The organism is Flammeovirga aprica JL-4, assembly GCF_012844305.1.
Lineage (GTDB): Bacteria > Bacteroidota > Bacteroidia > Cytophagales > Flammeovirgaceae > Flammeovirga > Flammeovirga aprica.
Window position 1 is genome coordinate 49,209 of the sequence record NZ_JABANE010000011.1, and the last position, 26,147, is coordinate 75,355.

Here is a 26,147-nt window from a genome sequence, read left to right on the forward strand (position 1 = left end):
CTTAATTCTCCAATATTCTATCTACAACAAGCTGTCTGAATTCCTTAGAAAGCATGGCAAAATACGCCGTAAACCCTGTAATTCTCACCACTAAATCAGGGTAAAGATCTGGGTTTTCGTGAGCGGCTAAAACTTGTTCTTTGTCCATGATGTTCACATTAATCAATGTCCCTCCTAGTTCAAAGTGTGTTTTAATGATTGCTCCAATAATAGATGCATGCTCTTGCTTTGCCAATGACGGGTCCAACTCCCATTGCATCGGTGCAGTATTCCCATAACCGGGCTGCACTTTTGCTACTGCAGAGGCTAATGCTAGAGAGCCTCCATCTACCACAAATCCTGGAGTAGGATTCGCTCCATGATTTATAGGTTCGCCAGCCTTTCTTCCATTAGGAGTGGCTTTTACTTTTTTACCTAGCCCTACTGTATTGGCCCATGAAAATAGCCCTGGGATAAAGCAATGATTGTATTTTTCATCCGACTGACTCTTCACTAACTTTGAGAAAAGGTTTGAAATTAGGCTTGCCCAATGATCCCCCTTGGTTTCACCCTGCCCATATTTTTCACTGTTTTGAAGCAATGCACGAACTCTTTCTCCATTTTCATCCTCGAAGTTCGTGTCCATATGAAATTTCAATTCTTCCCAACTTAAACGTCCTTCTTCTTCAATTCTCTGCTCAATGGCGGCAAATGAATCCGCTACTATCGCTATTCCTGCTCCATCTATAGAAAGGTTATAATACATTGCTCCTCCATCACTTACGTCTTTCCCTTTTTCCAAAGGACCATAGGATAGTAAATTCAGGATCAGTTCAGGCTCATTATATTTCTGATATTTCAGATGATGTCTTATTCCTTCAGCTGCAGTGTTGACTGCTTTTTCAAGGTGTGATGAAAACTTATCCCAAAGTTGTGTTGCACTTTTTACCTCAGAAGAAAGCATCACCTCTTCAAATGCCACCTCAAAAACCTTAGCCATATTTACTTTCACAAGGTCATTCATCGTATATTCTAATCCTGGCAATGACATCCAATTACAACCAACTGCAATCCTTTTCCTAGATAATTCTTCTGAATAACCATTTTTCATAAAACCACTGATCAGTCCTTTGTCACCAGAAAAACGAGGCCAGGCATTTTTATTCTTTATCAGGTAATTCAATGATTGCTCAAACAACGCTTCATTCATATTATCATGTACTCTGACTGTAATATTTAATGAAGTATTGATCTTATCTGCTGCTTCAAGTATGAGGAATGAAATTTCTGAGGCAACATCACCTCCATTACCATCAGGACCTCCTAACTGCCAATAAATAGGGTCGTTGATGAGAAAACAAGAAAGGTAATAAACCGCCTCTTCTTTATCTATTATTCCATTTTTTAGGTCATTTTCATAATACGGCTGCAATAAGGTATCGATCTGACCACCTGCTCCGTCTCTATTATAAGTTCTTGAAGCCAAATGAAACCATATGATCCATTGACAAGCTTGACGGAAAGTTTTAGGTGGATGATGCAGAATAGCAACATTCGTTTCTTTCATTTGCTGCAGATGCTCCTTCACTAAAGTATCTTGCTCGTTTTGAATTCTTGTTTCCAATGCATCAATGTGCCTTTCTATCCAGCCTTGAATACTGATAATTGCTCTTTTATGAGAGGCATAGAATTCTTTCTGCTCATCACTTTGATGAATAGAAGCACAGGTCTCTATTTTCATCAATAAACCCTTCCAACCTAATTGCAATCCCAATTCAAAGTCAGGTGCAAAGTGGGCATCATCTCCTATTCCATGAATAATGTCGTACTTCTCCTGATCAGCCATTAAGTGAGTATAAGGATAAGATGGATTCCATTTGTTCGGGCGCATTTTGGACATAAAATAAATCCAACGCCCCGCAAATGCATCCTTTTCATCGATGTAAACAGGATGATTGTCCATCAAATCACAAAAATTATCTGTCCAGCCTTTTACACCATAAAATGAACCATCACTATGGTTAGGAATAATTTCCCAACCGTCATCAGGAACAGCAATTCTTCCATAATCATCCTCATCCAAAAGTCCTTCTTTCTGAATTTTCTCTTTCGTCTGAAGCGATTTCGCTCTTTTTAGGTTTTCAATTTTTTGTAAGTAATATTCTTTCATTTTCATTCTATTTCTTTATCAAATCAGACCAAAATTTGAATTCTGAATGATTCATTTCATTGATATGTGCCAAGTTGTATTCCAAACCAAGGTTCTTGTATTTTTGCTCCCCTAATTTATGATAAGGATTGAGCTTAAAGTCCTTGCAGTTTGAAAGTTGATGTACAAAATCATTAATCGCAGTGATCTCCTCTTTATTATTATTCGCTGTCGGTATTAAAGGGGTTCTCAACTCGTAACTCACTTTTTCTTGGTCTATCCTTTTTATATTGGATAAAACCTTTTGATTTCCGGTGGATGTCCATTGCTTATGCTTTGCAGCATCAACAAATTTGAGATCTATCAACCAATGATCTACATAAGGAAGCACCTTTGAAATAATACTCCATGAAACATTGAAGTTGGACTCCACTGCTATATTCAATCCTCGCTCTTTGAAATACTTCAAAGTCTGAAGTAAGAATTGATGCTGTAATAAAGGCTCTCCTCCGGAAAATGTAATTCCTCCGTTGGAGGACTTAAAAAAAGGAATATCCTTTTCAATCGCTTTATATAAACCTTGAGGTGAATAGGTTTTCCCTACCTCATGCATTGCTCCGGAATAACACACTTGTGTACAATTTCTGTGATTATCACATAAACTAGGATTATAGTGTACTTTACCGTCATTAACAAATAATGCATCAGTAGAACATACTTCCACACAAGCTCCACAAGAGATACACTTCTGTTCGACTCTTTCAATTTGAATTTTTGATGAAAAAGTTTCTGGATTATGGCACCACAAACAACTCATATTACACCCTTTCAAGAAAATAACAGTTCTAATACCGTTACCGTCATGCAATGAAAGGCGCTGTAAATTTGTAATGATTCCTTGTTCCAAAACTTTTACTTTATAGAAGTGTATAATTCACTCATTATTTACAATTACAAAGTAAAGGCGATTTCATCTAGAATTCAACTAATAATAGTGTACTACAGCGTGTATTCAGAGTACTTACACGACCTCATGATTTTTAGCCCCATAAAAAAAGGCCACTTTAAAAGCAGCCTTTCTTTTTACTTAAAACCTTGTGATCATTTTGGTTAGCGATTTCCGTTTCTCCAAACCAATTTTTTTTCTGATTCTATATCTCGAAGTTTCGAGTGTCCTCACACTGACATTCATCAATGTGGCTATTTCCTGATTCTCTAGGTCCATTCTCAGATAAGCACAAATCCTCAGTTCCCTTTTGCTTAGATCAGGATACTGTACTTTAAACCTCTCCAAGAAGTTATCATGTGACTTATTGAATTGGTGCTCAAACTTATCCCAATAATCATGATCATCACTCTCTTTGTTGATTTCTTTGACGATTGTTCTGATTTTACGTTTCTCAGTACTTCCCAAATTGGCAGCCAACTCTTCCAGCTTCTGTTTTACTTGCTGTAAACTTTGATTTTTATGAAGATGACTGATTGTAATATTAGTCAGTTCACCTTTTGTGGTATCAAGTTCTTTTTCAAGTGTTGTATTCTGAATCTTAATTTTCTCTCGCTCCGCTTGGATGCTTTCTAATGCGAATTGTTTTTTCACATTCATAATCCTCACCCTTTGTAAGAAATAAAGGGCCAAAAGGATTAGTGACAACATCAGCAATCTAAACCATGTGGATTGCCAGAAAGGTGTTTTTATGATTACATTGATTGACGCCCCTTCTTTATTCCAAACACCATGATTATTAGATGCGATGACTTTAAAAGTATACTTGCCCGGATCTAAGTTGGTGTAAGTTGCAATTCTTCGATCTCCCACATAATTCCACTTTGTATCAAAACCCGAAAGCTTGTAAGCGTATTGATTTCGATCTGTTTCTGTGAAGTTCAAAGCACAGTAATTAAAATTGAAAACAGACTGATCATATTCTAGCTCAATTGTCTCAGTTTCCAACACTGAGTTTTTAAGAATAGATGTAGAATCGGTTGGAATTTGAGGTACATTAAAAATATCGAAACCTGTGATATATACTGGTGGCACAACTTCATTTTCTCCTAGCATTTGTGGGTTAAAAATGGTTATGCCTTCTGTACCGCCAATTAAGATTTCTCCCTTGTTATTTTTTTCTAATGAATTATAGTTAAATGAGTTATTAGGAATATGAAAACTCACTATATCTTCACCAGACAAAGACATTTTGGAAATGTACTTTTTAGATACAATAATCAAGTTACCCATTTGGTCGGAAGTGATATTAAGCAATGGCAACTGTGGTATACCATCCTTTTCCGTCAATACTTTAAACTCTTTTCTCTCTGGAAGATATTTTACCAGTCCAACAGCTGTCGCTAACCAAATGTGTCTCAACTTATCTTCAAAAACCGCTTTTACATAATTGAAATTATGATTGGTTTCTATCAGCTTGTTCATCAAATCAAAAGTCCACTTGCCTGTACTTCTTTCAAAAAGCACTACCCCACTATCCGTACTAAACCAGATATTAGATTGAGCATCTTCAAAAATATGATATACATGAATTTGTCCAGCATTAGAATAATCTAAATTCAAACTCACACATTCTTTCTTTACTGGGTCATATTGGGTAATTCCTCCTCCCAAAGTACCGACCCATGTGATTCCTTTAGAATCTGTATAAAGTGCCCAAATATTATTTGTAGTCAAACAATCATCATTGCCATCTCTTTTCATATGAAAGTACTTCCCTGTTTTTTTATCTACCACTCTCAATCCTTCACTATAAGTCCCTACAAGGAAATTGCCAAGAGAATCTTCTGTCATTGTTTTCACTACATCCACCGCAAAACCATCAATCTGCTTGCCGTCAATGTCAAAATGCTTAAAATTATTTTCGTTTTCATCTGACTGCTGATGCAATCCCCCCCAGTCAGTACCTGCCCATAGTTTTCCTTTTTTATCATAATAGAGAGAAAGTACAGGTTTATTTGGCAAAGTATTATCATCACAAGGAGTGTGATTGATTTGCTTAAAGAAGTTTTTGCGAGGGTCAAACTTATCCACTCCTTCTAGATAAGCACCTATCCAAATATTTTCTTCTTTGTCCTTATACATACTCCACAACACATCCGTTGACAAAGAAAGAGGATCTACTTTTGAATGTATGTGAGATTCAAAATATTTTGTATTCACATCAAACACATCGAGCCCTGCACCATCTGTAGCTAACCATAATTTATTGCCCACCTGCAATATATCTTTGATATTATTACTACTAGGCCCTTTACCGGGAACGCCTGTCACATAAGTAGTATATTGACCGGTGAGCAGGTTATACTCCGCTAGTCCGCCACTATTACTACCTACATAAAGCAATGTATCATTATAGATAAATAGATTTTTTTTAGCATTATCATCAAGGCTATTTAACGGAAGATGAGTGTACTCAACTTCAGAAAAGTTTTTTGTGTTCTTATCATAAACACACAACTTTCTGTTGTCAGTGGCCAACCATATTCGATTCCATTTATCCTCTACCATATCATGTACGGATACTCCATTGATCGTATTTGGATTTCCTTCTTCAAAATAGTATTTTTTGTATTGCTTTCTGTCCTTAGATATAATAGAAATTCCACCACTGGCACCTATCCATAACTGTTGTTCGTCATCTTCCATCATACAGTTCACTGAAAAGCTTGGCACCATCAAATTCTCTTGCCACCCTCCTTCAATATGCTTAAATGTTTCATCTTTAGGATTATAGACACTCATCCCATTATTCAAAAAGCCTATCCATAGCAAACCTTGATGATCTTCCAGCAAACATGAAATCATATTATCATTAGGTCCTTTCTCGCTCCCCATATCATAGGGGTAAACTTTCATTTCATAGCCATCATACCTGTTCAGCCCTTTAAATGTGCCAAACCACATAAATCCTTTACTGTCTTGTAAAATTGAATTAACAGTAGCATCAGAAAGTCCATCTTCCGTACGTAAATGCTCAAATTGTTTTTTGATATGTTGTGAAAATGAAATTGATGGTATGGTAAAAAAAGTTAGAGTAAAAAAAAGTAGTGTTCTAACCATTGGTCTCTTTTAGATAGTTCAATTCAATATGTATATAAATATAACAGTATATTGTATAAAAATACGTATATATTCAGTAGAATGCAAATGTTATTTCTACGTTTATTGATGTAAAATTTAGTAACAATGCTCTATTACAAAAAAATAGATAAGCAACGGGTTGCTTATCTATTTTTTTTAGTTTCTTAAGTATGCGGATGATTAACCATTCGGGAAACTACCCTCTTGCCTGCTGAAATCTGAGTTCGTTGAGTTCAACTTTATGACGTTTCATACGTGCTCTTAAGTGCTCTGTATCCTTCAGGGAACAACCATTTCCTTCTAATACTCTGATTCTTCCTTTAATAAAAGCTACTTGTTGTTCTAGCCTTTCTATAGCGGACAATATTGTGTTTTCCATTGTCGTGTCAATTTATGTTAGACATGTTATTAATCATACCCTTAAGAACGGTAAAAAATATTATTATTTTTAGGTCATTAGGATTTGTTAAGTAATTTAATTTTGAGTTAAAATTACACCCTAAAACCACCTAGAATAAAAAGATAAAAGTCACCTTTTACACTTATTTTTTATCACCTTATAAGTGGCGATATTACACTAAAAATATCACCACTTATATTTTTTTAATTATTGTTTTATAATTTTGACAGTCTTAGACTTATCTTTTCCAATTAACTGTATCAGGTAAATTCCTTTTTGAAGATTACTGATATCTAGCTTATAAGATTGGTTGTCTCGAAGATCCAATGCACCCTTCATTTTACCTGCAAGATTGAATAATTTCAATGATGAGAAATTCCCCTCTAAGCCAGATAAGTTAACGAAATTATTGGCTGGATTTGGATATGCCAAGACTTCGATCTCTTCTTCTAACGACAGTGAAGTGTTATTGGCTGTCCTTCCTGAAGAAGTTTCAGGTGTAATTTCAATCCAATCAAGGTTGAAAGGACCTGCCGGGAACCCGATTCCGAAGTCCTGCTCACCTGCGTTTAAGTAAGCAACATGTGATATCGTTTGATAGTTATCCCATCCGCCAGTACTTGGCACATCTACACTTCCGTATACTGTCGATCCAGAATTCCCTTCTAACTGCACTTTTCCTCCAGCATAAGGACTTGAAACATGATAAGAAATAGTATAATTACCACTCGAAGGGATGTTTACTCCATGGAATGCTAACCAGTCTCCTGCATCAATGTATCCTACAATACCATTTCCAGCTTCAATACCACTCATGAAAGTATAATTTTCAGCTTCAAGACGGATTCCTGATCCTCCTGTATTTACACCTCCAGTGTTACCACCGTTATTTCCTTCATTACTTACACCATAATCATAAGTCTGCATGATTTCCTTGGCAAATGCTCCAGAAGCTGTCAAGTTGGCCCAGCCACCAGTGCTTGATGCACCTGGGTTTAAGAATGAGGCTCCCTCTTGTTTATCATTAATAGACCATTTACAGTGTGAAATTCCGTTGGCTTTCATCCAGTCAATCCAAGCCCAAGTTTCGTTATAATTTACAGCACCATCGCCGTTTGCATTCACCGAACCCCACTCCGTTACGAATAAAGCCAGTCCTCTTGAAAGTGCATAGTTACCTTTGTCTCTTAAATATTGACCGTGAGTACCAGCATAGAAATGCAATGTGTAGGCGATATTTGATTGGTTGATTGGATCGTTCGCCGCCTGATCTACATCTTGTGACCAAGTTGGTGTTCCTACAATGATGATATTGTCTGGATCGTGCTGACGGATCGTTGATATAATTGACTCCGCATAAGGTTTGATTCCTGATGACCATGAAATTTGTAAAGGCTCATTATAAATCTCATACATTACATTGTCATACTGACCATACTTCTGAGCCATCTCTGCAAAGAAACTCTCCGCACGTGACCAATCATGTTCATTGGCATGATGCGAGTGCCAATCGATGATCACATACATATCATTGGCAATTGCCGCATTTACCACCGCCTCTACTCTCGCCTTATTGCTTGTCGGATCATCAAAATATCCACCTGGATCTTCAACACCCATTGCCGCACGAACAATACCTGCATTCCAGTCTTGTTTCACCCACGATACAACGTCTGCATTATAAAATCTGTCCGCTCCCCAGTTATTATTTGACCAGAAGAAACTTGGTCCTGCAAAACTCACTGACTCTCCGTTTCTATTGACAATTTTATTACCGCTTACTTGTAATAAACCGTTTTGAGAGACTACAAAACCTCCGTTATTACCTCCACCATTATCTTCATTAACCGTAATAGTTGCGGATGCGACAACACCATTTACTTGTGCTGTTACTGTATGCTTACCTGTAGAACCTCCTGTAAAATATCCATTAGGTGCATTTGCTGACCAAGTAATACCTGATGACAAATCATTTCCACAATTATCTGAAGCTACTGCTGTCAACTGAATCGATTCATTGAGTGACAAAGATGCTGTAGAAGGTGAGATAGTTACTGTAGTAACTGAAGGTGTACATGGACCTACGGTTGAGAAATCTAAGTAATTAACATTGATTCCACCTGTGTTTGTTGTTAAAGTAATTTCAGAATCACCTGAAGGCAGATTAATCACAGTTGACAAATCTTGCCAGTTTTGCCATCCACCAGTTGCCGGAACAGTTAGGGTGGTAATCGTAGAATTGTTTCTTTGTACAATGATATCTCCACCACTTTGTGAGGCAACTCTTAGCGTTAAATTATAATCACTTGATGCTACTGATGACACGTTATATTTCACCCAATCGCCTATATCAAACCAGCCAATATTTTCTCCACCACCAATATCTGTAGTTGCTTCGGTTTGAATACCAGACATTGAAGCATAATTCTCAGCCTCAATTTTTGCAGGAAGAACAACACCTCCAGTGCTATTATCACCTCCTCCAACTTTTGTAAGAGAGATCCAATTGATATTCACTCCACCAACTACTGCAAAGATTCCTATGCTTTGCTCACCTGCCGCAGAGAAAATCACTTCGTGTGAAACAGTTTGCCAGGTCTGCCATCCGCCAGTTGATGGTACATCAACCGTTCCTAGAATATCATTTCCTTCGTTTTGGTCCATTCTCAACTGATTCCCACCATTTTGAGATGCTACTCTGTATTCTACTTTGTAAGTACCTGTTGAAGGCACATTGATAGAGTATTCCAACCAATCGCCATCATCAATATAACCTACATTTTCTCCTCCACCTGCATCAGTGGTTGCTTCAGTCTGTATACCTTGTGCTTTGCAAAAAGCTTCGGCCTGAACTGTACCTGGCAATGTTACAGTTTGACAGTTTCCAGTAATGATTTCGCTTCCTGAAGAACCATCACCGCCACCGTTGCCAGTGTAAGATTGCATAATTTCTTTTGCGAAAGCACCTGATGCTGTTAAATCAGACCAACCACCAGTTGTCGAAGCACCCGGATATAAAGCTGATGCTCCTTCTGATTTATCGTTGATTGACCAGTTACAATGAGAGATTCCATTGGTTTTCATCCAATCTACCCATGCCCAAGTTTCATCATAGTTCACACCACCGTCACCGTTGGCATTTACTGAGCCCCATTCTGTTACGAAAAGTGCTAATCCTTTTGATAGTGCATAGTTTCCTTTATCTCTCAAATACTGACCATGAGATCCTGAGTAAAAGTGAAGCGTATATGCAATATTAGATTGATTGATAGGATCATTTGCCGCTTGATCCACATCTTGAGACCATGTAGGCGTACCTACAATAATGATATTATCAGGGTCATGCTTACGAATGGCAGAGATGATAGACTCTGCATAAGGCTTAATTCCTGCCGACCATGAAATCTGCAATGGCTCATTGTAAATTTCATATAACACGTTATCTAGATGTCCATAACGTTGTGCCATTTCTTCGAAAAATGAATAAGCAGCGGCCCAATCGTGCTCATTTGCATGGTGTGAGTGCCAGTCAATGATCACATACATATCATTGGCTACTGCGGCATTGACGATGGTTTCCACTCTAGCTTTGTTGCTTCCTGGATCATCAAAATAACCGCCTGCGTCTTCTACGCCCATGGCTGCTCTTATGATTCCAGCGTTCCAGTCTTGTTTTACCCAAGAAACGACGCCTTCATTATAGAATTTTTCTCCGCCCCAATAGTTATTGGACCAGAATAAACTTGGTCCTGCAAAGCTAACAGATTGCCCGCTGCTGTTGACCACTTTGTTACCGCTCACTTGAAGTAACCCGTTCTGAGCTACTTGAGCCTGTGATTGAAGAGTAATACCAAAGATGCCTATTAATAGAATGCATCTTAATAGATAAGATAGTTTTAAATCTTTCATACTTTTATTTAGTGTTAGGTCTAGTAGAGAATTAAATTGTTAAGTACTAGGACAAAAGTAAACGAGTGTTTCTTGCACCATAGTTAAAACTATGGACAGGTGATAGGGCAACCTAATCAAGACTAAAGTCTTGAAGGTTGGCGACGAAGACAACACTTTAGTGTTGTTGGAGTCAATATCACTAGCCCATGACTGAAGTCATGGTGCACGTAATTATTGTTCCAGTTCTTTTGTCACAGTACTTAATACTAGAAATTTGCTGGTTTTGAATAATTCGATTACTGTGCTCACCCAAAGAGCAAGCCTCGATTTTCATGTACACATAGGAGAAATTATTTTAGTTAGAAATTAATTAATTATTGGATGTATTGTTATTTTAAAGCAGTTGAAAAGTTAGATCATGTTTGAAACATCTATTTTAGTAAAAATCCACCCTTTCAGAACACGAGTTTATTAATTTCATCCACTATAGAACCACTATTTTCTCTGAAATTAATATCCTCACAACCTAAAATGGAAAATTCTTACTTCTAAAATATATATTCCAGGCATGCTCTTAAAATTGGAAAATGTTGGATTATTATTTTTCAGTCTAATCAAGGTAGAATAGAAGAGCAAAACCATAGTTAGGTGATGATATTCTAACGCAGAGTAGACTTAAAAAGCTAATTCAAAACTTCCGATTTAAATTGTACAATTGCTTAGAGTACTGTGACAGAAGAAAAGGGATGATTTTAGTTTAATATTTTTTATTCTAATCAAGGCAGATTTGCAGAGCATAGCCTTAGTTACGCGATAAAAATCTAACGAAGAGTAGGATAAAAAAGATAAGATAAAATGTACCCTTACTTTTGTCACATTACTTAATAATTCATTTCACTTTAAAACCCCTTCCCTTATCATCAAAGTTCAGACGCTGTATTTATTCACTTATCAATAAGAGAAGGGTGATTCAATCGTACACAGTAATGTTTTTATTTCAGAATGAAGAGTTAAGGCTGCTTATAAATGTTCTGTAAATAACATCTCTTTCAAGTAGTAACTATAATCGAAAAGACGACTTCACAGACCACAAAATGCTCCATATTCTATTATTCATGGTTCTTAATTCTTCATTAAGAAATGGGCGGCTGTTGAATTAACAATTTTATCTCTATCGCCATTTTATAAAATATATAATTCAGAATTCGTTCAGTCATTATATCAATTTTACTCAACAACGCGCCCACTTTAGTTCTTTATTTTTTAATGATTTTTTTCACGTAATCTCTGCCATTGGACTGATATTTCACAAAATAAACTCCTTCCGGCACTTGCTCTAATGTTATCGTAGCCTGAGCTCCTTTTACTTGCTCTACACTTACTACATTTCCTACCACGTTATAGATTTCAATTGATTTACCATGGTCTGTATCCTCTGAGAACCTCAATGTAAATGAAGAACTGAAAGGGTTAGGATAAATTAATGCTTGTACGTTTGAGAGCTCATCTTCTAAGCTTGTAGGAATATCCACTTTTTCAGCAAAAACCAGTTTATCAATATTAAAAGCGGGTGTTTTGAGAATTGTGATTCTTAATATTTGCTCCCCTTCTTCCAGATAAATATCAGCATTTACTTCGGTGGTATTTTCCCAGCTGTTTGTGGAAGGAATATCTACTGATGTCTTAAGGTTTGATTTTGAAGCAGAAAGCTGAAACTTACCTCCTTTTTCCTGTGCGGCAACTAAAGTTGTAAAGGTATAATTACCCGCTTTTGCCACATTTACAGAATATTCCATCCATTCATCAACCTCTAAATAACCTACATGAAAACCACCATCTTTCCTCTCTTCAATATCAACGCCCTCTTCTCTGTATGCTCCTCCTTGATTTTCGGCTTCATTATCATAGTAGGTAAAATTTTGGCCTCCTTTATCAAAATTCTCTGCCTCCAAAATCCCAGGTATTGTTATTGATGTTCCTCCATAAGGTTCTCTCACATATTGTTTTAAGTCTACTTTCTGAGGATAAGAAATAATTAATTTTTCGTCAACGATTTGAGATATACGATACTGATAAATATCTCCAGGCTCTACTAAAACATCATTATAAGATGTAGATGTAGGGTCAATCTCGTCGATTATTTCAAATTCATCATGAAGCTTCCTTTCAATTCTAAGTTTTGCATCAGAAGTATTTCTATTCTCCCACTCCATCATAACAGTTGAATCAGGATTCATTGTAACAATAAGATTAGTAGGAGTTTTATTCGTATTATAGATTAATATGTCTTTCGTTTCATGCCATTTCTTTGCTCCACGCTGATAAATTTCATACCAACCCCCATCATCCCAGGCCATAAATGAAATACCTCTTGACAGTGATTCTTCTACATAATGAGCGTAATGTCTCATACGTGAGTTGTAATCTGTGTCATGAACGGCTCCAAATTCACTTATAATTACAGGAATTCTATTTTGAATACTCCAATCTTTTGCTTTTTGGAACTCACCTGAAATATAATTTTTCTCTGATGTTGTTCCCCATGTTTTCATCACTTCAGCTGATGAGAAATCCCATGGATCATACGTATGAAAATAACCGATTAGGTGATCATCATTTTTGGGGATAGGCATTGTCAATAAATCTTTGATTGCAGTCCAACCATTACCTCCTATAATCACATTCCTTGTAGGATTCTTGATTCTGATAATGTCTAATGCTCTTTGATTGGCATCTGCAGCTTGTGCAATAGTGAGGCCATGGGGTTCATTGAGTGCTTCAAATAACAAGCTATCACTTTTAGTATGAAAACGATCCGAAATCTGAGTCCAAATTGCTTCAAATCTTGCTATGTTTGCTTCTGAATAATCATCCTTCAACCAATCATCATGATGGCAGTTCATGATCACAATTAAATCTCTCTCTAGTCCCCAATCTACTACCTGTTCTACACGATCCATAAACTCCGGATCCACTTCATAAGGTGCTGTTTTGGATACTCGTACATCCCAAGTAATAGGGATTCTTACAGACTGAAAACCTGCTTCTTTATAAGCATCAAAATAATATTCTTCCGCTTTCGGCGCCCATTCTCCCTCATATTTGGGTGCATCGAGCGTATTTCCCATATTGATACCTCTTCCAATCGCTTTGGCTGCATCATATGGGCTGAGCTGTGCAAAACTATTATTAAATAAAAATAGAAGAAGAATAGAAGTAAACGTTGTAGTAATAATTCTCATGTTAGTTTCTCGTTTTATTGTCAAGATTGAAAAGAAAACTGCCTCTTAATAGTAGACCGAAGTTTCAGATCGCTTTAAGAGATTTTTAAGAGGCAGTTTTTGTTTATTTTAGTTCACATTGTCAGAGACTGTGACTTTAATTCTTTTTGAAATATTGTCAGATGCATTTCCAACATAGATGTAATAATCACCGCTTTCCAGCGCCCAGTCAGATTTTTCTTCATTGTAATACTGAAGATCACTTACAGCCACTTTCAGCTCTAATTTATCTGCTTGTCCTGCATTTAATTCCACTTTCTTGAAGGCTTTTAATTCTTTTAAAGCTCTTTCAACTTTTGATTTATTCTTGCCGACATACACTTGTACAACTTCAGCACCTTTAAGTTCTCCATTGTTTTTCAAGTTGCATGTAATTGTTATTTCATCCTTAGAGTTATATGCTTTTTTGTCTGCAGCGATTTCACTAATCTCAAAATCAGTGTAAGATAAACCGAATCCGAAGGCATATTTTGGAGCGATTTTCTTTGTATCATGCCAGCGGTAGCCTACTAAAATACCGTCTTTGTATTCTACATTGATAGAATCACCTGGGTATGACATTTCACCTAATTGATGTGCACCGTTATCTTCCAGTTTTTTAGGGAAAGTAATAGGCAATTTACCTGATGGGTTCACATCACCTGAAATGACATCTGCCATTGCATGTCCTGTTTCACTTCCCAAATACCACCCCTGCATCAAACCTTTCACCTGTTCAGTCCATGGTGTTGCTACAGCATTACCACTTACTAATACAACTCCGATATTCTGATTCACTTCAGAAAGTGCTTGAATCAACTCACTTTGACCAAATGGCAAATCATAAGTCAGACGGTCTCCATCTTCACAGTCTTGATGATGACTTTTGTTCAATCCACCAAAGAATAAAACTACATCTGCTTCTTTAGCAACTTTCAATGCTTCTACTTTTAAAGAATCCGCATCCAATGTAGAAGGAAATACTCTACCATATTGAGAAGGGCCTGAAGCATATCCCATCGTATGAGTGACTGTTGCATTTGTATATCTTTCTTGAATACCTTGCAAAGGAGAAATCTCATATTCTACTTTCAACTCTGAAGAACCTCCGCCGATCGTCATCATACGAGTAGCGTTTTCACCAATTACAGCTATTTTCAGTCCTTTCTGATCTGCCACAGGGAAGAAATTATCTTTGTTCTGCAATAATACAATACCTTGCTGTCCTACTCTTCTTGCTACCTCGTGATGCGCATCAGTATTCACACTTCCCAAAGGACGATCTTTACTAAGGCTCGTTCTATAAATCAGTTTTAAAATTCTTCTTACTTTATCATCTAAAACCTCTTCGCTTACTTCTCCGCTTTTCACCATTTCCTTAAAAGCACCTGCCAAGTAGTAATTTTCGTAATGATTTTTCTCTGAATAAGTAAGGCCATTTGTACCTGTTCCCATCTCAATATCCAAACCATACAATGCCGACTGTTTTGTATCATGTGCAGCACCCCAATCTGTAAGATAAACACCGTCAAATCCCCACTCGCCTTTCAGGATATTATTTACAAGGTCTTCATTGTGCGAACAATACTGTCCTCTTAACTGATTGTAAGCACTCATCATTGACCAAGTCTCGCCTTCTAATACAGCTGCTTTAAAAGCCGGTAAGTAAATTTCACGAAGCGCTCTTTCACTCATTTCAACATTAATATGTCCTCTCCAAAGCTCTTGATTGTTAGCTACAAAGTGCTTTACACAAGCAGCAACTCCATTGGTCTGCACCCCCTTAATATAAGGCACTACCAATTTTGAAGCTAAATGAGGGTCTTCACCCATATATTCAAAATTTCTTCCGTTCAGTGGTGTTCTGTAAATATTAACACCAGGTCCCAATAGTATATCTTTTTTACGGTAACGTGCTTCTTCGCCTACTGCCACTCCATAATCATAAGACGACTGCTCATCAAAAGTTGCCGCTAGACAAGTCAATGCAGGGAAAGCTGTAATCGAATCATTAGTCCAGCCAGCATACCCCCAGTTGTCCCAATTGATTTCAGCTCTAACCCCATGAGGTCCATCTGACATCCATACTTCAGGAATACCCAACCTCGGCACACCTGCTGAAGTAAATTTAGACTGAGCGTGACACATCGCTACCTTCTCGTCTACTGTCATTTGAGCAATGATTTTTTCAATTTCTTTATCTGTATCTGTCTGCGCAAATACATTTGTTCCTCCAAAAAATAGTAGTACTATTAAAAACTTTAATTTTTCACATCTATAACTTTTCATATTTCCATAATATTAGATCCCTCCAAAGCCCTGTTTACTCTTCGTATTGAATACTCATTTCCTAGACTTTAGAATATAATTTTTCCTCTATTCATTCATTTTTTAATGATTCCTCCCTTACCTTGGGAGTTACCCAAAGTAAGAGTTAGAATCTCATTTAACATTAGCGCAATAGTTCCGCTTCTAAAAGGCGTTTGTTTGTTCGTTCACTATTCAAATTACCTATTTTGTCTTCTGTTTTACCGTATATGTTTTCTTATCTTTTCCTATACCTGTTATCGTCAAAGATTCCCAATGAGTGGGCAAACTACTGTTGATTTGTATTAATCCTTTTTCAGTGATTTCAAGTCCTCCAAACCCAAAGGTTACAGCCTGCATCATCCCTCCCGATCCTGTTACAAAGAAAGACAAGTCGTTATCAGGTTGTTCTGTGAATACATTGAACGGTGGTTTCTGATTGGGCTCATACCCTCTTTTAAAGAGCTGATAAGCCTTCTCTGTATCTCCAATTCTGGAAGCAATTACTGACAGAATGGAATGTGACATTGCAGGAGCTTTGTAGAAGATTTTTGGTTCATAATATTCCAGGTTTCTTTTCATCTGTTCTTTGTCTGTATAATGTTGTAATGGAAAGGATAAAAGGTTTACATCCACCTGTTTGATCTTTCTCCCATCATAACCTTCATACTCCATTGTAATTCCATCTTCTTCAATGACCGGAATATTATTACTCACATATTTCCAATCTTCTTTCACTTCCTTTCCTAATAATTCTGATGCTCGGATTGTCGCTTTCAACACCTTTATAGCTGCTGCATTTGTGAAGGCATTATTGTCTACATTTTCAGCGTACTCATCCGCACAAACTACATTCTTGATATGACATACTCCATCGGCATCCTTCTCCACTCTGCTCACCCAAAAATCCGCAACGTTTTTCATCACTTCATAACCGGTCTCTCTCAACCACTCCTCATCCTGCGTCACCTGATAGTAATTCCAAAATGCCAATCCTATACATGATGTAATGTGCTGTTCAAAAGGACCTGTCAATGCCCATGTTGGTGTATCTTCCTCTCCTGTCAAAGCGGATTCCCAAGGAAACATAGCTCCTTCATAACCATTCATCAAGGCATTCTTTTTCGCTTGCTCCAAACGGTCTACTCTGTAATCCAGAATATTTTTTGCCAATTCAGGTTGAAAAATCAGATATATCGGGAACATCCATAATTCAGTGTCCCAGAAAATATGTCCATTATAACCGTTACCAGAAAGTCCTACCGGAGAGACTGACAACCTTGTTCCTCTTCTTACATATGAATAAAGGTTATACAGCTGCAATCTCACATCAAGCTGAGCTTTTTCATCACCTTCAATGATGACATCACCTTCCCACAATTCTTCCCAAGCATCCGTATGTCTCTTGATTAATCTATCATACCCTTCTAAGTGAGCATAAATTGCTTTTCGCTCAGCTTCGTTCACCGCATCTACAGATTGTACAGTATTACAGATCGCTCCTACCAACACAAACTCATATACTTCCCCTTTTTTTAGCTCTTTCTTAAAAGACGCCCTATTTATTTTATTACTAACGATATGATTAACTACTTCTGGTTTTTCATTCCCTTCAAAAACAAAAGAAGTGGTAGCCGCTAGTTCATATTTCCCAGTCGGTGAGCCTGCTGACAATGAAAGTAAATTCAAGTCGCTCTGCTCACCATAGGCATGATACATTGCCTTCCCCTCAAGATTGACTTCAGGGGCAATGATTTCATTTTTTATTTGCAATACAACATCTTTTTTTGCTTTGATTTTCACCTTTGAAAGTGCTGTATATGCTAAATGTCTTAAAGCTAGAATTTCATTTTCTACTTCGATAGCGTCATCAAAGTTAAACTGAGTAATCATTTTCGCCTCTTTCATGTTCAGCGTCTGTTGCCATCCTTCCACATTTCCTTCAGTCACCCAACTGACTTTTTCTTTATGCTGAACACCAATATCAAGATTTAGAAAATTAATGCCCTGTACAATGTTTGACACTCCTCCTCTTCCGTAAATATCCCAAACGCCATTCAGTATTATCTCTTTTACTTTTAATGGTTCATCAGATGGTAAAATACCAATCATACCATTCGCTAAAGCTACTGAGTGATAATTCTCTCTATTGTTTGCCTTGATTTCCCATCCACTATTATTGCTTTGAGACCAAGCTACGAAACTTTGAAAAAATACGGTGATAAGTAATATGTGTCTAAAACTGTTCATTTCTTAATTAGATTGATTAGGTTTAAAATTGTTCCAAATCTATTTATTAAAACCTATCAATTCATTGTGTTTTGATTCCATGTTAACTGATACACAATCTTACTGAAGCGATTTTGAAATGAAAAGAAACAGCTTCCACATTTTTTCAATTTTAATACAGCATTTTTACATCACAAAACCACAATCAACTGAAATACTGAGACTTAATCACCGGAAAATGACATTATGTTTACTACATGTAACTCACCAGCACTACCACATCTACCCAATACTTATTTTTAAAGAATAAATTTTAGCACATAAAAAAATCGAAATTTGAATATTCAATAGTTCACGTTTTAGTTTTTTTTAATTTTAATTAACGGTAAAAGATAAAATCTACTTAGATAAACATTCATTCTTAAGTTGTATAGTTAGTGTAGTATAGAAAAGCAGACAATAAACAATACATAAAAAGCTCCATCGCAACTAGCACAACATATTTTATTTTATGGATTAATATTCGGTCAAGAATTAAGGTGAAAAGTGAAAATACTGCGAGTTTTATAAATAAAATAACCATAATAATTCTGAAATCATTATGATTACTAAGTCTATTAATCTGATAAACTGCTACCATAAAAAGCAGTGGATTAAGAAGTAAGAAGGGTGTTACTCTTAGTTGAGTTTTCATGTGTGTTTTGTTATGCCATTCTTTATTTTGTTCTCCAAATATAACACTATCCTACAAGAAAATAGTAAGACAAAAAATAATTAAAATATCACATATCATATTTAAAGTCAGGGGCTTATAGAAAACGGTCCGTCTTTTTAACTTTCATCAAAAAATTAGTGTATCCATCAAAATACCAACAGGTCAAATTTATAATAAAGATTGACAAATGATACTTCTTCGTAAAACCAAAAATTTCAATTATAGATCTATTAAACACTCTATCTCTTTGGTTCTAGTTTTTAATTTAAGTACTAAGCCGAAAATAAATAATAATTAATTCGTAATTATTTTTTGTGAGTACAACGCGAAAAAACGCATAAATAGTGGTTCTATTTAAAGTTTTTGGAAGGCAGTAATCAGAAAAAATAATATGAGTTAGTGTTATTTATTTTTGTATTAGTACTTAAACATAAAAAAACTGGAAGCGACTAAAAGTACTTCCAGTTAAAAATTTTGATTATTGTAATTAATGATGAATAATAACTTTACATGTATAATGTATCAAAAAACTGTGTTATGTTCTCCGAAATAAGATAGTGTTGGGCTGTGCTATTTTACTTTACTAAATTATTCTCTTGTGAAATGAAGGAGCTGAAATTATTTCAACCCCTTCGTATTTTTATTAATAACCAGGGTTCTGATCTTCTTGATTAATACCTGGGTTACCTACAATTTCTGCTAATGGAATTGGGAATAATTCGTGCTTTCCAGCAACAAACCCTCTTCCTGATAACTCTTGATTGGCAAGTCCCCAACGTACTAAATCCCAGAAACGAGAACCTTCATAGGCTAATTCTACTCTTCTCTCTTTTACAATTGCATCAAATAAAGCTTGTCCTGATACCGTCGCATCATAGTTAATAAGACCACCTGCTCTTTGACGTAATTTGTTAAGCATTGCTCTAGCATCTGCTTCACGACCTTGATTGTAATATGCTTCAGCTGCAAGTAATAAAACATCAGCATATCTAAGTAATCTCCAGTTGGTAGTGTAGTTCAACTCAGCATTTGCTCCACCCTCAGTTGAAGTTTCTGACTCAAATGAAGTATACTTTGTTCGAACTAAACCTTCTGTATCCCAACCGTCAACGAATTCTTGACCGTAATACTTTTCTAAACCTTCAGCATTTAACACTGTTCCATCTCTTCTTCCATCAGTTGCTTCAAAAGCATTAAATAATACCTGTGTTGGAGGTAAAAATCCCCATCCAGATCTTAATTTACCCTCTTTCTCTGGAACTGCTCCTTCAATCTCATTTAACTCTCTTGGACCAGATAACTGAATATGTCGGTTATCATGAGCATTTCTATTCCACTCTGTTGTACCCCAAGTGTCGCCATTACTGATAAAAGACGCTTCAAACAACGATTCGATACCAAATTCTGTAGTTTGTAAAGTCAAACTTTCAAAATCATCCTCTAAACCAACTTCTGAACCTTCCGTTTGGATCACTGCTTCTAATGGCGTAATTGCACCTGCATAATCACCTTTATAAACACGTACCTTACCTAATAAACCATTAGCCGCTTGTTTATTCGCTCTGAAAGCATCACCTGTTCCAGCAAATGTTGACTTATCCGGAAGTACTTCTGCCGCCTCTAATAAATCTTTCTCTATCTGAGCATATACTTCTGCTTTAGGCGTTCTTGCTTTACCTTCTTGCAATTCTACAGGAGGAACCAACCACAAAGGAACATCACCAAAAGCTGTCACCAATTCAAAATAATAGAATGCTCTTAAGAACTTTGCTTCAGCAATCATTCTTTTCATCAAATCACTTCCATCTTCAGGAGCACTAGAGATAATCAAGTTAGCTCTATATACCCCAAAATAGTTGATATGATAATAGGAACGGATTCCTGCATTTTCAGGGTGCCAATTGAAATCATCAAGCTCCTGATACTGTGGTTGATCTGATGAATTACCCCCACCGCAGTTCACATCATCCGATGGAAGGTTTTTGATTACATAACAGCTCGACCACCCTTGAAGCTGATCAGAAGACAACATATCATACGCTGCAACTAAAGCCAATTCCACTTCATCTTCAGTCTGATAATAGTCTTCAGACTTTGACTTACCGTAAGGCTCTACTTCTAAAAATTTTGCTGAGCATGAGCTTAAAACAGCAGCTGCTCCCAAAACGGTTAATACCTTTTTAAATTTATTGAATTTCATTTTGAGTATTTCTTTTAATGTTGTTTGATTAGAATGTCACTGCAAGACCGAATAATACTTTTCTTGAAATTGGATAAGTACCGAAGTCAATACCTTGGGCGTTGTTATTTTGACTACCCACTTCAGGGTCCATTCCTTCATAACTTGTGAAAGTAAAGAAGTCATTAAGCGATACATATACTCTAGCTTTCTGCATTAATACTTTAGCAGCAATGTTTGTAGGCAATGTATATCCTAATTGAATTTGTCTGATTTTCAAGTAGCTTGCATCTTGTACTAATAAATCACTCTTGAAATACTTATCTGAACTATAACCTGCTCTTGGATAAGTTGCTACATCGCCATCTTGGATCCAACGATCAGCAGTTACACTTTGTAATCTGTTTGTCGCATTATTATCTGCTCTTGTGAAACCAATGAAGTTTTGGTGTCCAGTAGCTCCTTGTAAGAAAATATTCAAATCAAACCCTTTGTAAGCAGCCGATAAGTTAGCACCGAAAATGAAAGTTGGGTGTGGTGAACCGATGTTTGTAAGATCTTGCTCATTGATTCTTCCGTCACCGTTAACATCTTTAATAATTGGATCACCTGGAGCAAAATCTCCTGCAGCATCTTGGATGTTATTTGCTTCCATCCACTGAGCAATGTGCGCTTGATCTCTGAAAATACCGTCATTTTGGTAACCTCTGAAGTACCATACTGGCAAACCTGCCTCGAAGTAAGTCACAGGACCTAACGTTGGTAAAGATACACCTTCAATTCTTGTCAATCCTTGTGATACTTCTACTACTTCATTCTTATTGAAAGCACCGTTAATACTTACATCATAAGTAAACTCATGCTCTGAATTTCTATAACCTAAGATCATTTCAACACCTTCGTTAGAAACTGTTCCTGCATTTGCAAAAGGTGCGTTATTACCATATGATAAAGCAGGAGTAGATGGTGTCAATAAGTCTTTCGTTAACTTATTATAGTAATCAAAAGTGAAGTATAATTTGCTGTCGAATGCTCTTAAATCAAAACCAATGTTAGTTTGTTCTGAAGTTTCCCATTTCAAGTTAGGGTTCGCTAAAAACTCAGGTTCTGCACCCGTTAATAATCCATCATTACCATTAGGATAGAAAATATTTGTTGTAGTAATCAAAGATCTGTATTGATCAACACCTAAGTTAGATAAACTACCATTTCTACCCCAGCTACCTCTGATTTTCAAGTAATCAATGGCATCCACTGACCAGAAGCTTTCATTGGAAACATTCCAGCCCAAAGAGAATGATGGGAATGTACCAAATTGATTATTAGGAGAGAATAATGAAGAACCATCTCTACGGAATGTAGCTTCGAAGATATATCTATTATCATAATCATATGATAAACGTCCAAAGTAAGAAGTCATTCTTTTTGTTTCATTTCTACCTGTAACTCTATCGTTATCTCTTGAGTCAACATAATCAGGGTATCTGAATAAATCATTCTCTTTTACCATATTTCCTGATCTAGTATCAAGGTTACGGTATTTGTTCTCTTGAGATGACATACCTACTAAAGCAGTGAAAGAGTGCTTATTGATTTTTGTAGTGTATGTAGCAAAGTTCTCCCATAACCAATTGTTCCAGTGTTGCTCGTTTGCTGATACTGTAGGTGCATTGCTCTCTAAGTTTGAGTTGGCCCAGAATGAAGGGTTCCAGCTGTTGAAACTTCCTTGCGTAACATCTAAACCGATACGAGAGCTGATTTTCAAACCTTTAATTGGTTTTAAATTCACCATACCTGTAGAAAGCATTTTATTCTCTTTATAAACACCCTTTTCATTCGCCAAGCGGATCAACGGGTTAATAATCTCACCTTTTAAGAAATCATTGTTTGATAAACCAAAGTAATTTCCATTCTCATCTCTTCTTAAAATTTTACCTTCATCCAATTTTTCCTGCATATAAGGAGTCAATTGGTTAGGTGCATATCTCGCTTCCCCTGTAGGGTCCATCATCAACGCACTGTTTACAATACCGTTAAATGCTTCATCCTCTGTAATTGAAGATCTTGAAAAGCTTGTCAATGCAACATTAGCTTGAACATCAATCCATTTTTTAAGATTTCTAGTCACATTCAAACGACCATTGTAACGTTCATAACTGGCAGTGCTACCACCAATAATACCATCTTGAGAAGTATAACCTGCACTCAATAAGTACGATCCTTTTTCAGATCCGCCTGAGAATGATAAGTTATGCATCACCATTGGAGCTTGCTCTGAAGCTTCATCCAGCCAGTTTGTTCCTTGTCCGTGTTCAGCAGGATCTGGAACATAACCTTTTGAAGGATCGTGAACTTCTCTCATGAAAGTCGCATACTCATTAGCATTCATCATTTTCGGCTTCAAATTTAAACTCTGAATACCATACTGGAAAGAGTAATCAATATTAGATCTTCCATCTTTATTACCACCTTTCGTTGTGATGATTACTACACCGTTTGCACCTTCAGAACCATAGATTGCAGATGAAGCCGCATCTTTTAGTACTTCCATTGATGCAATATCTGATGGCGCTAGAAAACTGATGTTATTAGTTTTCATACCGTCTACGATGTACAATGGATCACTATTACCATTTGAACTCGCACCACGAATACGAACTTTAATACCATTACCTGGAGAGCCTGATTGAGGTGAAACCGTTACACCTGCTGCTTTACCTTGTAGCGCTTGCTCAGCACTGATTGCCGAACTGACAATATCATCTGCCTCCACACTTGCAATTGCACCCGTTACTAGAGATTTTTTCTGTACACCGTAACCAATTACAACCACTTCTTCTAGTTGTTCCTGATCTATTGCCAAAGTCACATCAAATACTGTTTGCGTGCCAATAACACGCTCTGTTGGCTTATATCCCACGAAAGTGAAAACTAACGCTTCCGCATCATCCGCTACATTAAGTTTAAATTGTCCGTTGAAATCTGTTACAGTACCTATAGTTGTTCCTTTTACCTTGATGTTAACTCCTGGTAGGGGTTCATTTCCTTCACCTAAGATTGTTCCCGTTAATACTTTTTCTTGAGCCCAAGATTGAGCACTGAAAAGCATTATAAAAGACATAGAGAGCACCCAAGCTATGCTTTTAAAATTAATTAGTTTGTGCATGTTTTCTTTAATAAATAAAAAGAATAAAAAAGTAATTAAAAATTCGGTAAATAGAATTTTTTAAAGAGAATCTGAAATAGATCCTTTTAGTTTTTGCTTGAATAACATTGAAGACTAACCTTGCTTTAATTAAATAAGAGAGCCAATGTTGTCTTAATAGTTAATTGTCAAAATTTAAACAGTTATAATAAATTCATAAAAGTAGATTGCGATTTGTAAATAATTCATTTCATTGCTGACGTCATACACAATCTTAGGGAGATCCCATTTGTTAACAAAATAAAATAAAATACATTTTTACACTTCTAATACTACATTATTACACACTCACAAACACAAGCAGTTCAATAACAATAGTTTACAAACAAAAAAAGCCTTAAAATTAATACATTTTAAGACTCTTTTTTTACTACATTAACATTGTGATTTTTAGAATTTTCATTTAAAAAAATCACTTAACAAAATATTTCATACTAATTCCCGGATTTCAATTCTTCTAAAAGCCACTTAAAAACTGAATTAGTCGTCACTGTCACATTCAATTTTCTGTTATTATAAAGTTTTAATAATTTGGCTTCTGTCTTTTCAGCTGTTGATAAAGCAATCCAGATCGTTCCTACCGGCTTATCCTTAGTCCCTCCGGAAGGTCCTGCAATGCCTGTAGTAGCCACTCCATAATCTGAATTGTACTTTTCACGGACATTATTTGCCATTTGAAGTGCTACTTGCTCACTTACCGCTCCAAAATTCTTTAAACTTTCTGAGGTCACTCCTAATTGTGACTCTTTTACTTCATTACTATAAGAAACGATACCACCATTATAATAAGCAGATGCCCCCGGAATACCAGTGATAGTCTTTGCGATGTTACCACCTGTACAAGATTCAGCTGTAGCCAAGCTCAGTCCTTTTTCTTTCAAAAGATCCGATACGACCAATTCAATGTCAATATCTTCTTCTGCATAAAGATTTTCACCCAACAATTCTCTGAGCTTTACAACCTCTTTTTCTATTTTATCTTTTAAATCCGTTTCGTCATAACTCACACCTGTAATTCTCAACCTCACTTGTCCCATGCGTGGCAAATAGGCTAAACTCAGTTCTTCGGGAAGATTTTCTTCCCAATCTTCTATCATTTCAGCCAATTTAGACTCAGGAATCCCCATGGTTCTCATCATCTTATGTACTATAAAAGGTGTATGGTATTTCTCTTGCAACTGATTCAAAACATGATTTTCCATCAGGTATTTCATTTCATGAGGAACACCCGGCATAGAAACAATTGTCTTTTCTCCATTTTCAAACCACATACCCGGTGCTGTGCCCACTTTATTCATTAAAACTTTTCCATTGGAAGGAATGTCGGCCTGCATTCTATTTAAAACCGTCAATTCTCTATTTCTTGCCTTAAAAAGTTCCGCGATATTATCATATACCTCTTGATGGAAAGTCATTTCTACACCAAAATATTCAGCAATAGTATTTTTTGTTATATCATCTTTTGTAGGTCCTAAACCACCTGTAATCAGCACTACATCAGCTCTTGACTGTGCTTCCTCTAGTATGGTTAAAATTTCTTCCTTAGTGTCACCAATGGAAGTTTTACGTATTACCTTAAAGCCTTTTTTGTTTAGTTCAGTTCCCATCCATTGGGAGTTTGTGTCCGTTATCTGTCCATAAAGAATTTCATCTCCTATGGTAACTATTTCTACGTAAGTATGCGTTTTCATTGCTTATTATTAATATAAATGCGAAATTAAATGATTCAAATCTGCAACTAAA

The 26,147-nt window shown here is 36.4% G+C and carries 11 protein-coding genes; all 11 read right to left on the reverse strand.

What is annotated here, in order from left to right:
* Window position 1: 1 nt before the first annotated feature.
* Window positions 2-2,149: a pyruvate formate lyase family protein gene (locus tag HHU12_RS05900; protein ID WP_169655830.1), complete on the reverse strand. Its 2,148-nt coding sequence runs from the start codon at window positions 2,147-2,149 to the stop codon at window positions 2-4.
* A 7-nt stretch (window positions 2,150-2,156) separates the two neighbouring features.
* Window positions 2,157-3,035, reverse strand: coding sequence for a glycyl-radical enzyme activating protein (locus HHU12_RS05905; protein ID WP_169655831.1), 879 nt, complete (start codon window positions 3,033-3,035; stop codon window positions 2,157-2,159).
* Window positions 3,036-3,215: 180 nt separating this feature from the next.
* Complete coding sequence (locus tag HHU12_RS05910; protein ID WP_169655832.1) at window positions 3,216-6,197, reverse strand: two-component regulator propeller domain-containing protein; 2,982 nt, start codon at window positions 6,195-6,197, stop codon at window positions 3,216-3,218.
* A 217-nt stretch (window positions 6,198-6,414) separates the two neighbouring features.
* On the reverse strand, window positions 6,415-6,597 hold the full coding sequence (locus HHU12_RS05915; RefSeq protein WP_169655833.1) for a hypothetical protein: 183 nt from the start codon (window positions 6,595-6,597) through the stop codon (window positions 6,415-6,417).
* A gap of 228 nt (window positions 6,598-6,825) precedes the next feature.
* Window positions 6,826-10,527, reverse strand: a complete 3,702-nt coding sequence (locus HHU12_RS34990; RefSeq protein WP_205959793.1) for a cellulase family glycosylhydrolase — start codon at window positions 10,525-10,527, stop codon at window positions 6,826-6,828.
* A gap of 1,238 nt (window positions 10,528-11,765) precedes the next feature.
* Window positions 11,766-13,751, reverse strand: coding sequence for a cellulase family glycosylhydrolase (locus tag HHU12_RS05940; protein WP_169655834.1), 1,986 nt, complete (start codon window positions 13,749-13,751; stop codon window positions 11,766-11,768).
* A 108-nt stretch (window positions 13,752-13,859) separates the two neighbouring features.
* Window positions 13,860-16,058 carry a glycoside hydrolase family 3 C-terminal domain-containing protein gene (locus HHU12_RS05945; protein ID WP_169655835.1) on the reverse strand — a complete coding sequence of 733 codons (2,199 nt, stop codon included), beginning with the start codon at window positions 16,056-16,058 and terminating at the stop codon, window positions 13,860-13,862.
* A 222-nt stretch (window positions 16,059-16,280) separates the two neighbouring features.
* A complete protein-coding gene (locus tag HHU12_RS05950; RefSeq protein WP_169655836.1) occupies window positions 16,281-18,326 on the reverse strand; it encodes a glycoside hydrolase family 65 protein in 2,046 nt (681 codons plus the stop codon).
* Window positions 18,327-19,663: 1,337 nt separating this feature from the next.
* Window positions 19,664-21,220, reverse strand: coding sequence for a RagB/SusD family nutrient uptake outer membrane protein (locus HHU12_RS05955; protein WP_169655837.1), 1,557 nt, complete (start codon window positions 21,218-21,220; stop codon window positions 19,664-19,666).
* A gap of 28 nt (window positions 21,221-21,248) precedes the next feature.
* On the reverse strand, window positions 21,249-24,365 hold the full coding sequence (locus HHU12_RS05960) for a SusC/RagA family TonB-linked outer membrane protein (protein ID WP_169655838.1): 3,117 nt from the start codon (window positions 24,363-24,365) through the stop codon (window positions 21,249-21,251).
* 473 nt (window positions 24,366-24,838) lie between these two features.
* Window positions 24,839-26,095 (reverse strand): competence/damage-inducible protein A, encoded by a 1,257-nt coding sequence (locus HHU12_RS05965; protein WP_169655839.1) that lies wholly within the window; start codon window positions 26,093-26,095, stop codon window positions 24,839-24,841.
* Window positions 26,096-26,147: the final 52 nt, after the last annotated feature.